General features: G+C 69.3%; 10 protein-coding genes. 2 read left to right on the top strand and 8 right to left on the bottom strand.

What is annotated here, in order from left to right:
* Window positions 1-120: 120 nt before the first annotated feature.
* Window positions 121-2,754 (bottom strand): CDP-glycerol glycerophosphotransferase family protein, encoded by a 2,634-nt coding sequence (locus ACFFBG_RS02160; protein WP_375475137.1) that lies wholly within the window; start codon window positions 2,752-2,754, stop codon window positions 121-123.
* A 79-nt stretch (window positions 2,755-2,833) separates the two neighbouring features.
* Between ACFFBG_RS02160 and ACFFBG_RS02155 the strand changes: the two genes are divergently transcribed.
* Window positions 2,834-3,514, top strand: a complete 681-nt coding sequence (locus tag ACFFBG_RS02155; protein WP_375475135.1) for an LON peptidase substrate-binding domain-containing protein — start codon at window positions 2,834-2,836, stop codon at window positions 3,512-3,514.
* Here ACFFBG_RS02155 and ACFFBG_RS02150 read toward each other — a convergent pair.
* The 5 genes from ACFFBG_RS02150 to ACFFBG_RS02130 form a co-directional block, all read right to left on the bottom strand.
* The gene (locus tag ACFFBG_RS02150) at window positions 3,476-4,234 is read right to left on the bottom strand and encodes a DUF2567 domain-containing protein (protein WP_375475133.1); all 759 of its coding nucleotides are present in this window, start codon (window positions 4,232-4,234) and stop codon (window positions 3,476-3,478) included. The two genes, ACFFBG_RS02155 and ACFFBG_RS02150, sit on opposite strands and share 39 nt — an antisense overlap.
* Window positions 4,231-4,815: a hypothetical protein gene (locus tag ACFFBG_RS02145; RefSeq protein WP_375475131.1), complete on the bottom strand. Its 585-nt coding sequence runs from the start codon at window positions 4,813-4,815 to the stop codon at window positions 4,231-4,233. Before ACFFBG_RS02145 ends, ACFFBG_RS02150 begins: the two co-directional genes overlap by 4 nt.
* A gap of 39 nt (window positions 4,816-4,854) precedes the next feature.
* Window positions 4,855-8,364: a DNA polymerase III subunit alpha gene (dnaE, locus tag ACFFBG_RS02140; protein WP_375476207.1), complete on the bottom strand. Its 3,510-nt coding sequence runs from the start codon at window positions 8,362-8,364 to the stop codon at window positions 4,855-4,857.
* Window positions 8,365-8,619: 255 nt separating this feature from the next.
* The gene (locus ACFFBG_RS02135) at window positions 8,620-9,276 is read right to left on the bottom strand and encodes a L,D-transpeptidase (RefSeq protein ID WP_375475129.1); all 657 of its coding nucleotides are present in this window, start codon (window positions 9,274-9,276) and stop codon (window positions 8,620-8,622) included.
* Between the two features lie 28 nt (window positions 9,277-9,304).
* Entirely contained in the window at window positions 9,305-10,642 is a 1,338-nt protein-coding gene (locus tag ACFFBG_RS02130) for a DUF222 domain-containing protein (protein ID WP_375475126.1), read from the bottom strand.
* A gap of 198 nt (window positions 10,643-10,840) precedes the next feature.
* Here ACFFBG_RS02130 and otsB point away from each other — a divergent pair, with 198 nt between their 5' ends.
* A complete protein-coding gene (gene otsB, locus ACFFBG_RS02125) occupies window positions 10,841-11,614 on the top strand; it encodes a trehalose-phosphatase (protein ID WP_375475124.1) in 774 nt (257 codons plus the stop codon).
* Window positions 11,615-11,665: 51 nt separating this feature from the next.
* Here the strand turns inward: otsB and ACFFBG_RS02120 are convergent, their stop codons facing one another.
* The gene (locus ACFFBG_RS02120; RefSeq protein WP_375475122.1) at window positions 11,666-13,090 is read right to left on the bottom strand and encodes a trehalose-6-phosphate synthase; all 1,425 of its coding nucleotides are present in this window, start codon (window positions 13,088-13,090) and stop codon (window positions 11,666-11,668) included.
* Window positions 13,087-13,995: an RluA family pseudouridine synthase gene (locus ACFFBG_RS02115; RefSeq protein WP_375476205.1), complete on the bottom strand. Its 909-nt coding sequence runs from the start codon at window positions 13,993-13,995 to the stop codon at window positions 13,087-13,089. The genes ACFFBG_RS02120 and ACFFBG_RS02115 overlap by 4 nt, the downstream gene beginning before the upstream one ends.
* Between the last annotated feature and the right edge of the window lie 14 nt (window positions 13,996-14,009).

Genomic DNA, 14,009 nt, shown 5'->3' with positions numbered 1-14,009 from the left:
AGCAGGAGCGTCCATAGTTGGAGGTGTAGGTGGTGTTGGCCGTGCTGCTGACGTTGTAGACAGCGACTATCAGGGAGAAAGTCGGCGCCGCACCAGTTCGTGTTTCGGTGAGATCGCCTGTCACCGCAGGCTTGCTGGGCGCAGCGAAGTCGCGACAACGGGGCCGGAGGCGGCGGCCGGCCGGGCAGCCGCCTTGATCGCTTCGAACGTGCGCTCCGAACACCTGCCGTCCCGCTCAGGAAACGCCGTGCGGATCCGCGAGCGATACGGTTCCGCCGAGCGAGGTCCACTCTCGACCGCGCTTGCTATTGCGGCGACAGCGTCGTCCACCGATTGCGCGACTGGGCCGAAGCCGTCACGAAAATAGTCGAAATATCCCGCACGCCCAGCGTGGCCACCAGCAAAGAAGCGATCGCGATCGAATTGGTAGTAAACCTGCGGGCGATCGACGTATGCCGCGTTGAAGGCCATCGACGAATAATCGGTCACGAACACGCGCGCTCGCACGAAGAGGGTCTGAACATCTTGACCCTCGAACTGAAGCAGCTCCACGTGCTGTGGAAGGGTGAGCGACTCTCGTACAGACTGCAGGTCCGGATGCAACAGCAGCGCAATCGTGAGCCCGTGCGATGCCGCGAGACGACGCAGTCGATCGTCAGTCACCAGTTGCGTCCAGCTGCGTAGAAATTGCGACTCGAACAGCCGGTCCACATCGACGACGCGTCGGTGCACACCACTCGGCTTCGGTGCGATCAACCACGCACGCCAGGTTGGCGCGAACAACAACAGCGTTCGCTGCTCGTCCGGACAGGCCAGATCGCGTTCACGTAGCCGATCGAACCGAGGCAGGCCGGTGAGCACCACTTCACGATGCGTTAGCAGGTAGGGGGTGCCCTCGCCAACAAGAGAGTTGTACTCAGACCTCGTGCTCGCGACCATCGTGTCGATGTCTTTCGTATTGATCCACCGCGAGATGTCGTCCTTGATCACCCCGTGTTGAAGAAAGGTGAACCGCCACGCGGGCGGACGCAGCCGGACGATCTCCGGCGGAGCAACGATAGGGGCGTCTACATGTGAGGAAATAAGATTGTCGGCGTTGAGCATCAGCAGCTTCCACCGCAATGTGCCGTACTTGACGACACGTCGACGATAGCCTTCGCGGCAGAGCCGTCGATGGTCGGGCACGCCGCCTTCGATGACAAACCAGGCGTTGACCTCGCGGCCCTGGTCGACGATATAACGGAACAGATGCTCTGCGTTGTCGTCAGCGTTGTGCACTCGGTCAATGAGCACCCAGGCTCGACCGAAAACCAGCCCCACCACTTTGCTTCTCGCTACTCGAAGCAGCACACGGTCGGCCAGTGTCAGCGACACCTTCTGTGACTTGGCGACTCGACGCTGCAATCCCCAGTCATAATTCTGACGAATCGCCCAGCTGTCCAGGCGATCGTCGGGCGGAGCAGGTTCGGACAGCCGTCCCTCGAGGTCGCCGCCGCCAATCGACATTCGAATTGTGCCGAGCGGAAGCCAGTTCACGGACTCGCGAACGGCAACCCTGTCAAAATATACGAGATCCCGCACTTTTGCGTGCACGGGACGTGTCGATTCGCCGTCCACGACGTAACTGACAGGCGACTCCTCGCCGGTGTATCGGTATCGCAGCCGCATCAGACGTTGAGCAAAATCGACTTTGTCGATGACATAGTACTGGGTGTGCCACGGCGCCTCATCGAAGGAGTGCAGCAGGATGTCCCGGTGGGTCGTTGTCAACCGTCGGGCAGAATAGGATCGCACGATGCCCGGGTCAAGCAACGCCGCAATCTGCGCGAGCGTCGAATTGAACTCTCGGGCGACAGAGCCATGCGCGGCCGTTGCCACTCCAGGAAACGCGTCCTCGTTCTTGAAATACCAGGACAACTCATATAACACCATTCCCTGAATCCAGGGCGGAATATTTCCTCGCACGTCGCGGGCGTGCTCGAGTAGGCGCAAGTACCCATAGCGAGGAACGCAGGTGTATCGCTCTGGATCGACCCAGGAGGTATCGAGCGTTGAGGACTGGTCAGCGCGCTTGCGATAGAAATAAGACGCGCGCCGCACGAAACCGACGATCGGTTTCTCCACCTGCAGCAGATACGAGCAACAGTAATAGCCGTCTTCGAACGATGGCTTCAATCGCTCATCGAAAACCAGTGCTTGCCGGCGCAACTCAGTTCGGCGAAAGAACGCGCTCGGCGCAGAACCGTGAAAGTGTCCGGTATCGAGGTCGAGATTGCGGAGCCGATTCCGTTTTGTGAAGTGGGAGTCCAGCGGATGGCGGCTTTGCTCGCCGCTGGCCTCGTCGACGACGACGCGGCGACCGACCGCCATGACAGCCGACGGGTTCTCGCTTATGAAGGCGTCGATTTCGCTGAGATAGTCCTTCGCCAGCCAGTCGTCTGGGTCCGTGAACGTCACCCATTCGCCGGTGGCCCGTTCAAATCCGAGGTTGCGGGCTGATGCCTGTCCCCCGTTGCTCTTGGTGAGCACTGTGACCAGATCAGGTCGTAGTCGCTGCCAGCGCTCCAGCATTTCCAGCGAGTTGTCGGTCGACCCGTCGTCGACAACGATCACCTCGACGTTGTCGAGCGGATAGCTTTGTCCTTCGATGGATGCGATGTATTGGTCCAGGTAACGACCGACATCATGGACAGCTGAGATAATCGAGAATCGCGGCGGTCCGGCAGCGCGGGCGTCGTTCTTCGACAGGCGCATTCACGATCCGATCTTCGACGGCGAGCACGGCAAATGCTACAGGGAGCCCGCGCGACGACCATGCGGATACCGTGAGGACGTGGCCGAGCTGATCCCGCTGTTCCCGCTGAGCCACGTTCTGCTGCCTGGCATGCCGCTGCCGCTGCACATCTTCGAGCAGCGCTACCGCGACCTGGTCGCCGATCTGCCCGAGCCCCCGCTCAGCCGCTCGTTCGGCGTCGTCGCGCTGCGCTCGGGCACCGAGGCGTTGCCCCCGGCGCTCGGCGACTCGGGCGTGCCCGACGTCGAGGTCGTGGGCACGCTGGCGGAGATCCTGGAGATCGAGATCAAGCCGGACGGCGCCGCCGACCTGCTCGCCGTCGGCAGCCGCCGCTTCCGAGTGGTGTCGCTGGTGACGGACGGCACGGCCTATCTGCGCGGCCAGGTCGAATGGCTGGACGAATCTGACGGCGCGCTGAGCGCGGCGGCGCAGGTGCGGGCCCGTGAACTGCTCGAGGTGTACGACGCGGTGCTGCGCCGGCTCGCCGGGCGGGCGACGGGCGGCGAGCTGCCGGATGACGCGAACCAGCTCTCGTATCAGATCGCCGCTCGGCTGCCGCTGCCGCCGAGCGAGCGACAAGCGCTGCTGGCCGATGACACCACCGCCGAACGGCTCGCCCGGCTCGCCCGGCTGCTGCGCCGGGAACTCGCGCTGCTGCGCGGCACCCGGAGCATCGCGGTGTCACCCGCCGTGCTGCGTCTCGGGACCACGGTGAACTGACTCGGCCGGCAGTTGCGGCCCGGTCGGCTGTTGCGGCTCGAATGGCTCGACCGGGTCGGTCGGCTGTTGCGGCCCGGCTGGCTCGAATGGGTCGGCCGGCTCGTCGGGTCGGCGGCCGCGCAGCGCGGCCCGCACCGGATCGGGCCGGCCGAGATCGTCGTGCGTCGTGAAGGCGGCGAGCAGGCCGTAGAGCAACGCCGCGAGTCCCGGCTCGACCAGCAGCAGACCCGGCATGTGCAGCGACAGCGGCAAATGCAGGGTGACCTGCGCAGTGGTCCCGTCACTGAGCCGGTAAGCCCGGCCGTGGAAGCTCCCGCCGCCGGTCAGGTGGCCGACCAGCTCGGTGAGCAGCGCGCCGGCGGCGCCGCCGACCACCAGGCCGAACAGCACCAGTGGTCCGCGGTTCGCGCCTCGGGCCAGCCAGCCGAGCAGCCCGGCGGCGAGTCCGACGGCCGTGCCGAGGACCAGGAACCGACCGTCCCCGGCGACGAGGCTCTCGCTCTCGCCGAGCACCGCGACCGCGCCGTCGCGGTAGAGCGCCGCGGGCGGACGGGTCGGGCTCCACCACGCCCACACCAGCCCAAGCAACGCGCCGAGCAGGGACAGCCCGACCGCGGCGACGGCTGCCGCCCGCAGATCGGCGCGGGCCTCGACCGACGCCTCCCCCGACGCCACAACTGACGGCTGGACTGACGACTCCGCAGGCGCCGCGGCGGTCACGAGCGCATCGTGCCGAACGGCCCGCCCGCCTGCGTCGCGGTCGAGGCAGCGCCGGCGGCCTTGCTCAGCAACAGGTGGAACTCGTCCAGCCGCACCGGCGGAACGACTCGGCCGAGCTCGAATCCGCGCAGCCGCTGCAGCGTGTCGGCACGACGTCGGCCGGCCAACCGCACGCCGAGCAGCGGCAGGGTGATCACCCGCGAGGGCAGCCCCAGGCGGCGCAGCTCGCGACGGACGTCGCGCCGAGTCTCGCCGACCAGCTCCCGCAGGCGGGCCTCGATCGGCGCGTAGCTGTCCGTCGCGGTCAGCCGACGCAGGAGCGCGCGCAACACCGCGCGCAACCCGAGCACGCCGAGGGCGACGATGGCGAGCAGGACGGTCACGAACGTCAGGTGCGTGGACAGCTGGACGACGACCGCTCCGGCGATCAGCGCGAGCGCGGTGACGAGCAGCGTCCAGCCGATCGACTCCGCGATCGCCCGGCCCACCAGATAGCGCGCGAGCGCCCATCGCGAGGTCGGCGACCCAGGGCGGAATTCGCCGACGTCCGGCTCGTCCGCGCGTTCATCTATCTCGCCCACATCAGCGAGGCTACCCACCGTGCCTGGGCGGCTTCCGGGTCACGCGGAGATGGCGGACGGGCCGAGCAGCGCCTTCAGATCGCCCATCAGCGCTGCCGACGGCGTGACACGGAAGCTGTCGCCGAGGCGCAAGACGTGCTCGCGCTCGCCGTTCACCAGCCGCAGATGCACTTCGGTGACGCCCGGATGCGTCGCCAGCACGTCCTTGAGCCGGCCGACGAGCGGCGCGGTGCACCTGGCCGGGGCGAGCACCACCCGCACCGGGCCACGCGTCGCCTCGGAGGTGTCCAGCACGGTGAGGTCGCTGGCGATCAACTTGACGGTGTCCTCGCGGGCGTCGGTGCGGCCCTTGATCGCCACGATGGCGTCCTCGGCGATCTCCAGCGCCACCTGCGCGTAGGTGGCCGGGAAGAACATCACCTCGATCGAGCCCTCGAGATCCTCGAGCACCGCCTGCGCCCACGGCGCGCCGGCTTTGGTCACGCGCCGGTTCACCGAGGAGAGGATGCCGGCGAGCACCAGGTTCTGCGGCTCGGCCGCGCCCTCGGCCTGCGCCGCTGCGACGGTGACGTCGGCGGCGCCGTTGAGGATGTGCTCCAGGCCGTACAACGGATGGTCGGACACGTAGAGCCCGAGCATCTCCCGCTCGAACTGCAACAGGACCTTCTTGTCCCATTCGCCTGCGGGAACCCGGACGGCGAACACGTCGTCCATCGGCCCTTGGCCGCCGGCGCCGTCCGAGCCGTCGCTGCCCTCATTGAGCGAGCCGAACAGGTCGAACTGCCCGATCGCCTCGGCGCGCTTGGTGTCGAGCACGGCGTCGACGGCCGCTTCGAACACGTTCATCAGCCCGCGCCGGGCGTGGCCGAGGGAGTCGAACGCGCCGCCCTTGATCAGGCCCTCGATGGTGCGCTTGTTACAGACGACGGCGTCGACCTTCTTCAGGAAGTCGCCGAAGTCGGCGAAGGCCCCCTTGAGGCCGCGGGTCGCCACGACCGAGGCGACCACGTTCGAGCCGACGTTGCGGATCGCGGTCAGCCCGAAGCGGATGTCCGTGCCGGTGGGCGTGAAGTCGGCGTCGGAGGAGTTGACGCACGGCGGCAGCACGCTGATGCCCATCCGCCGGCACTCGGCGAGATAGACCGCGGACTTGTCCTTGTCGTCGCGCACGCTGGTGAGCAGCGCGGCCATGTACTCGGCCGGGTAGTTCGCCTTGAGGTACGCCGTCCAATAGGACACCAGCCCGTACGCGGCCGAGTGCGCCTTGTTGAACGCGTAGTCGGAGAACGGCAGCAGGATGTCCCACAGCGTCTTGACCGCGGCGGCGGAGTAGCCGCGCTCTGCCATCCCGGCGGAGAAGCCGGCGAACTGCTTGTCCAGCTCGGCCTTCTTCTTCTTGCCCATCGCGCGGCGCAGGATGTCCGCCTGGCCGAGGGAGAAGCCGGCGACCTTCTGCGCGATCGCCATCACCTGCTCCTGATAGACGATCAGGCCGTACGTCTCGCCGAGGATCTCGGCCAGCGGCTCGGCGAGCTCGGGGTGGATGGGCGCCACCGGCTCGCGGCCGTTCTTGCGGTTGGCGTACTTGTTGTGCGAATCCGCGCCCATCGGGCCGGGACGGTAGAGCGCGCCGACAGCCGAGATGTCCTCGAAGGTGTCCGGCCGCATCGAGCGCAGCAGGGCCCGCATCGGGCCGCCGTCGAGCTGGAAGACGCCGAGCGTGTCGCCGCGGGCCAGCAGCTCGTAGGTCGGCCGGTCGTCGAGCGGCAGGTCCTCCAGCACGACGGTCTGATCCCGGTTGGCCTTGATGTTGCGCAGCGCGTCGTCGAGGACCGTCAGGTTGCGCAGCCCGAGGAAGTCCATCTTGATCAGGCCGAGGTGCTCGCAGGTCGGGTAGTCGAACTGCGTGATGATCGCGCCGTCCTGCTCCCGTTTCATGATCGGGATCAGGTCGAGCAACGGCTCGGAGCTCATGATCACGCCGGCCGCGTGCACGCCCCACTGGCGCTTGAGGCCCTCGAGGCCCTTCGCCTGATCGACGACCTTCTTCACCTCGACGTCGGCCTCGTACAAGCTGCGAAACTCGCCGCCCTCGGAGTACCGCTCGTGGGTCGGATCGAAGATCTTCGCGAGCGAGACGTCCTTGCCCATCACCGGCGGCGGCATGACCTTGGTGATCCGCTCGCCCATCGCGAACGGGAAGCCGAGCACGCGCGACGCGTCCTTGACCGCCTGCTTGGCCTTGATCGTGCCGTAGGTGACGATCTGCGCGACGCGGTCGTCGCCGTACTTCTCGCTGACGTAGCGGATGACCTCGCCGCGCCGACGCTCGTCGAAGTCGACGTCGAAGTCGGGCATCGACACCCGGTCGGGGTTGAGGAAGCGCTCGAAGATCAGCCCGTGCTCGAGCGGGTTGAGGTCGGTGATCCGCATGGCGTACGCCACGACCGAGCCCGCGCCCGAGCCGCGGCCCGGCCCGACCCGGATGCCGTGGTCTTTCGCCCAGTTGATGAAGTCCGCGACGACGAGAAAGTAGCCGGGGAAGTTCATCTGGTTGATGACGCCGACCTCGTACTCGGCCTGCCGGCGGATGTCGTCCGGGACGCCGTTCGGAAAACGGCGGCCCAGGCCGATCTCAACCTCTTTGGCGAACCAGCTGCGCTCGGTCTCGCCGGCCGGGACGGGGAACCGCGGCATGTAGGTGCCGTTGCCCTCGGTGAAGCTGACCTCGCAGCGCTCGGCGATGAGCAGCGTGTTGTCACACGCCTCGCGCAGGTCGTATTTGTCCGCCCACAGCGAGCGCATCTCGGCCGGGCTCTTCACGTAGTAGCCGCCGCCGTCGAGCTTGAACCGCTTCGGGTCGGCCATCGTCTTGCCGGACTGGACGCAGAGCAGGATCTCGTGGGCGTCGGCGTCGTCGGCGTGCGTGTAGTGCAGGTCGTTGGTGGCGATCATCGGCAGCTTCAGGTCGCGGGCGAGCTGCAGCAGGCCATCGCGCACCCGGGCCTCGATGTCGAGCCCGTGGTCCATCAGCTCGATGAAGTAGTTGTCCGGCCCGAAGATGTCCCGGAATTCAGCGGCGCTCTGCAGCGCCTTCGGGTAGTCGCCGATGCGCAGCCACGTCTGCACCTCGCCGGACGGGCAGCCGGTGGTCGCGATCAAGCCGCCGGCGTACTGCGCGAGCAGCTCGCGGTCGGCGCGTGGCTTGTAGAAGAACCCCTCGAGCGACGACCGCGAGGACAGCCGGAACAGGTTGTGCATTCCGGCGGTGCTCTCGGCCAGCAGCGTCATGTGGGTGAACGCGCCGCCGCCGGACACGTCGTCGCCGCCGCCGTCGGCCCAGCGCACCCGGGTCCGCTCAGAGCGGTGCGTGTTCGGGGTGACATAGGCCTCCATGCCGATGATCGGCTTGACGCCGGCATCGACCGCCTTGCTGTAGAAGTCGTACGCGCCGAAGACGTTGCCGTGGTCGGTCATCGCCAGCGCCGGCATGCCGAGCCGAGCGGTCTCGGCGAACAGCTCGCTCAGCCGGGCGGCGCCGTCGAGCATGGAGTACTCGGTGTGCACGTGCAGGTGCACGAACTGCTCGCTGCCGCTGGCTGATCCCACGGTTGTCGATTCTCACACCCGCCGCCGACAACGTCGGCGTGTCGATCCTCGCGTGTCTCTCGACACGAGGTCGAGGGTCGCGATGCCGGGTCTGGCAATGCTGGGTTCCTGGGCCGCGCCCGCCGCGGATGGGGGGATTCGGCGGGCGCGGCGTCCAGGGACCGGCTACAACGCCTCGGCGCTTGCTGGGCGCGTCTAGCTTGTCATTCCGCGCACGCGCACGGTGGCACCGACGCGCACCCAGCGGTAAAGAAACCGCATCGTGGCCAACGGAACGTGGACGCAGCCGTGCGAACCGCGGGTGCGGAATCGCGGGCTGCCGTAGGCCATCGTCTGCCACGGCGCGTCATGGAAGCCGAATAGCGGGGCGTCGAACGGGATCCAGTACTTGACCGTGTACTGCGCGCCGTCGACGAGCGTCAGCACGGTGTTCGTGTCCCGCGCTTGGACGTGGAAGGTGCCGGTCGGCGTGGCGTCGTACGGCAGGCCGATCGCGCCGGTGGTGACCGGGCTGTCCCGGACGAGCTGGCGCCTGGCACACAGCCACTCGTGTTGGCGGCGGACGCTGACCAGCACGAGCTGCGCTGCCGTGTTGTGGGCGCACGGCGAAGGGACGGCCGCAGGACTTGGCTTTGCCACGGCCGGCACAGCGGTCGAGGGCGGCTGTGCCGACGTTGACGAGCTGGGCGCGGTGGACGAGCTGGACGAGCTGGGCGCGACCGGCCGAGCTGCCCCGTCCGTCGAGGTGCTGCACGCGGCGAGCGCGACGATGCCCACAACAGCGCCGAGCGCGGCGACGGCGCGACGGACAGCAGGCCGCCCTCGCGTCTGCATTCGAGCTGGCGACATCATCGCCGGCGAGTCTAGGACGGGAACGGCCTCAGGATCGGTCGTGGAGGGTGTTGCGGACGGGGGTCTGGTTTGGATCGATCCAGGGTGGCGGCGTCCAGCACATCCGGCCGTTGATCATGCGGGTGGTCCAGCCTTGACGGACGCGTTCGCGGTGGTCGTAGCCGCAGACCAGTCCGCCGTCGTCGACGCTGGTCTGACCGGTGATCGCGTAGTCGGTCGCGTGGTGCGCCTCGCACCAGCCCGGCGGGGCCGGGCAGCCCGGGAACGTGCACCCGCCGTCGCGGGCGGCCAGCGCGCGGCGTTGCCGGCGGGTGAAGATCCGATGCTCACCAGACAGCGCGGTCACGGCGCGCATGTCGTCCAGGGCCACGGCGACGACCGCGGCGTCGCCGCCGGCCTGCCGGATCGCCTCCCCAGCGGTGAGCACCCCGCCGTGCCCGGTGCTCGCGCAGCCGACACCCGTCAGCCACGCCCGCTGGTCGATGGTGATCAACACCGTGGTCGACACCCCGCCCGCGTCCGGCAGCTGCCCAGCCCTGATCAGCAGCTTCAACCCGTCCAGCAGCGCGTCGTGGCGCCGCTGCCCGCCCGACCGCAGGTCGCGAACGCCGTCTGACGCTGGTTTCGGGGCAGCGAGGGAGTCGAACACCGTCAACAGCACCTCGGTCAACTCCGGGTTCAGCTCCGCGGCGACCCGCGACGACCCGTCCGGCCGGCAGAACACAGCAATCCCGCGACGCTGCTCGCGGCGCTCGTCGGCCTCCGGCGGCGCGCAGTCCTGCTCCACTGTGACCAGCGCGTGCCGCGCCGCCTTCCCCACCACTTCCGGCCCGCACGCCGCGGCCAGGTTTAGCAGGGCGTCCCGGATCCCGTCCGCCGCCTCGACCGTGACGTGTCCGGGCAGCTGGTCGAGCGCCTTGACGATGATCCGCGACTGCTCGACCGACACCACCCCCACGGCCTGCCCGGCCGCCACCTCCGGATGCACCGGCGGCAGGACCTCCCCCAGCAGCGAGACGCGCGGCCCCAGGTTCCGCGCCGCGCTCACCCGGGCGTGCGCCTCCCGCCGCGAGACCCGCAACGCCTGAACCAGCAGCTCGTCCGGATACCGGTACCCCTTCGCCTGCGCCACCCCGCGACGCTCCACCTGCGCCACCACCACGTGGTCCAGCGCCGCGAGCCGGCGGCGCGCCCGCTCCGCCTCGACCAGCACCGCGAGCACCTCCGCGTCGCCCAAGCCGCTCAAGTCCGCGGCGAGCAGCGTGTCCAGCTCGGCGTGCACCCCCGCCAACGACGCGGCCGGCGACCCCGCCGCTGGCGGCACAGACCCGGCCCCGGCGGGACGGCCGTCGAGGTCCAAGCTCATGTGTTCTATATTACTCGAACAAATGTCGGAGTCAAGCGGTACGCAGGCGGAATCCCTTATCCGACAGGAGAAAGACCGACATGACCACGAGCACGAGGAGTGCGGATGAGGAGGCAGCCCCGTCGTAACTGAAGGAGGCGAGTCCATTGATTCCCGCGGACGATCGGTTGGCCGGCCCGACCGGGCAGGATGGAGGTCGTGCGCCCCGAGGAGCTCGTCGCCGAGCTGCGACCGCTGCTGGCCGACGCCCTGATCGCCACCGACTTCGACGGCACGCTCGCCCCGCTCGAGCCGGATCCCGAGGCGTCGCGGCCGGCTGACGGCGCGGTGGCGGCGCTGACCGCCCTCGCCGGGCGCGGCGCGCAGATCGCGGTGATCACCGGCCGGGACGCGGCCACCGTCGTGCGTCTCGGCGGCCTCGACGCCGTGCCCGGCGTGATCGTCGCCGGACTGTACGGCGCGGAGACCTGGACGGGCGGCGAGCTGGCGACACAAGAGACGCCGAGATCCATCGAGATTTTGCGCGAGCGGCTGCCGGCGATCCTGCGCGACGCCGACCCGCACGTCTGGATCGAGGACAAGCGGCTCTCCCTCGTCGTCCACGCCAGGCGCGCGGCGGACCCGCCGGCCGCGCTCGCGGCAATCCGTCGCCAAGTCGACGCGCTGGCCTCGGAGCTGGAACTGGAGGTGCATCCCGGCAGCGGGGTGCTCGAGCTCCGGCTGCCCGGCTTCGACAAGGCCGGCGCGCTGGCGCGGCTCGCGGACGGCCGAACCGCGGTGCTTTTCCTCGGCGACGACCTCGGCGACCTGCCGGCGTTCGAGCAGATCCAGGCGCTGCGCGACTCCGGGCGGACGGCCTACGGCATCGGGGTGCTGTCCTCGGCCGCCGAGGGGATCGCCGAAGCGGCCGACCTCACCGTCGCCGACGCGGCCGCCGCGGTCGCGCTGCTCGCCGACCTCGCAGCCGAATGACTCAGCCGACTGACGCACCCGACCGACGCAGCCGACTGACGCAGCCGATGCTCAGTCCAGGGCGTCGAGTTGCGCGCGGAACCAGTCGGTGGGCGGCAATCGCACGGCGGCATCGCGCATCCGTCGAGCGCGCTCGACGCGCACGCCTTCGTCCATCGCCAGCGCCTCGTGCAGGGCGTTCGCGGTCGACGCGACGTCGAACGGGTTCACCTGGATGGCGTCGTCGCCCAGCACCTCGGCCGCGCCCGTCTCGCGGGAAAGCACGACCGCCGGCGAGCGCTCGGAGAGGACGAGACCCTCGAGCACGACGAGGTTCATCCCGTCGCGCACCGAGTTCACGAACACGACGTCGCTGCGCCGCAGCACGGCCAGCGCGGCGGGATAGTCGTCGCCGATCTCGAACACCAGGGGCGTCCAGTCGTCGGTGCCGAACTCGTCGTCGATCTCCTCGGCGAGGCGCTCGATCCGCGCGGTGTATTCGCGATAGGCCGGGACGTCCTCGCGCGAGGGGTTGTTGTAGACGGCGTGCACGACGCGGTCGCGCCATTCCGGCCGCGTCCGCAGCAGCTCGCGATAGGACAGCAGGCCGCGGTACACGTTCTTCGACAGCTCGGTGCGATCGACCCGGCCGATGACCAACCGGTCCCCCACGACGTCCTCGAGCACGTGCAGCGCGCTGTCCACGCTGCGCCGGTAGCCCAGTCTGCGCATCTCGTCCGGGTCGGTGCCGAGCGGGAAGACGCGCACGCCGGCAGGCGCGTTGCCAGTGATCGCCCGCGCTGTCGCGCTGAACTGGTCAGCCCAGCGCTGGGTGTGGAACCCGATCAGGTCGGCGCCGAGCATGCCGTCGACGACCGCGTGCGCGACGTCGTCGGGCAGCAGCGCGAAGTCCTCCGGCTGCACCCAGGGCGTGTGAGTGAAATGGCCGATGCGCAGGTCCGGCCGCAGCTCGCGCAGCATCCGCGGGACGAGGAACAGGTGGTAGTCCTGCACCATGACGACCGCGTGCTCGGCGGCGGCGTCGGCCAGCGCGCGGGCAAAGGCGGAGTTGAACCGGACGTAGCTCGCCCACTGCCGGCGCCAGGCGGAGTCGAACGACGGCGACATGGGCAGGTCGTAGAGCCGGTGCAGCACGAACCACAGCGTCGAGTTCGCGATGCCGTTGTAGGCGTTGCGGAACGTCTGCCCGTCGATCGGCAGCATCCGCACGTCGAACTCGCCGCGCAGCGCGTCGGCGACGAACGGCGCCTCGGAGATCCGGCCGTCGGGCACCCGCCGGGCGAGCACCCGCTCGCGGTCGTTCATCGCGGCGCACACCCAGACCGCGTCCTCGGTCGCGGCGAGCGCGGCCTGCATGCCGGACACCAGCCCGCCGCTGCCGCGCCGGACCTCGTCGTCGCCGTCCTCGACGGCGACGATGGTGAGCGGCCCGCGGTTGGACGCGACGAGCAGCTGAGCCCGGCCCGGGGCGCTCACGACTCGGCCCGCAGCAGGTCGAGGGCGTGTTGCAGGTCGACCGGCAGCGGCGCATCGACGCGCAGTTCGAGGCCGGTGGCCGGGTGGGCGAAGGCGAGCGCGCGGGCGTGCAGCCACTGGCGGGTCAGGCCGAGCCGCTTCGCGAGCACCGGATCGGCGCCGTAGGTCAAGTCGCCGACGCAGGGATGCCGCACCGCCGCCATGTGCACCCGGATCTGATGGGTGCGGCCGGTCTCGAGATGGACGTCCAGCAGCGTGGCCGCGCGGAACGCCTCCTCGGTCGCGTAGTGGGTGATGCTCGGCCGGCCGCCGGCGACGACGGCGAACTTGTAGTCCGCGCCGGGGTGCCGGTCGATGGGCGCGTCGATGGTGCCGCTCGTCGGATCCGGATGGCCCTGCACCAGCGCGCTGTACCGCTTGTCGACGGTGCGTTCCTTGAACGCCCGCTTGAGCGCTGTGTACGCGCGCTCGCTCTTGGCGACCGCCATCGCGCCGGTGGTGCCGGCGTCCAGGCGGTGGACGACGCCCTGCCGCTCGGCCGCGCCGGACGTCGAGATGCGGTAGCCCATCGCGGCCAGGCCGCCGATGACGGTGGGCCCGGTCCAGCCCGGACTCGGGTGCGAGGCGACGCCGACGGGCTTGTCGACGACCACGACGTCGTCGTCGTCGTAGAGCACGGTCAGGCCGTCCACCGGCGTCGGCGCGGCCGGCTGGGCGGGCTCGGGCATGCGGATCTGCAGCCAAGAGCCCGCGTGCACCTTGGCGCTGCGCGCGACCGCGTCGTCGTCCAGGCTGACGTGGCCGGCGTCGATGAGCTCCGCGGCGACGGTGCGGGAGAAGCCGAGCAGCCGGGACAGCGCGACGTCGAGCCGCAGGCCGTCCAACCCCTCCGGCACGGGCAGCAGCCGGGTGTCACTCA

The organism is uncultured Jatrophihabitans sp. (assembly GCF_964251945.1).
GTDB lineage: Bacteria > Actinomycetota > Actinomycetes > Mycobacteriales > Jatrophihabitantaceae > Jatrophihabitans.
Note: the sequence above shows the minus strand (reverse complement) of the source record. Positions and strands in the feature narration are given on the sequence as shown.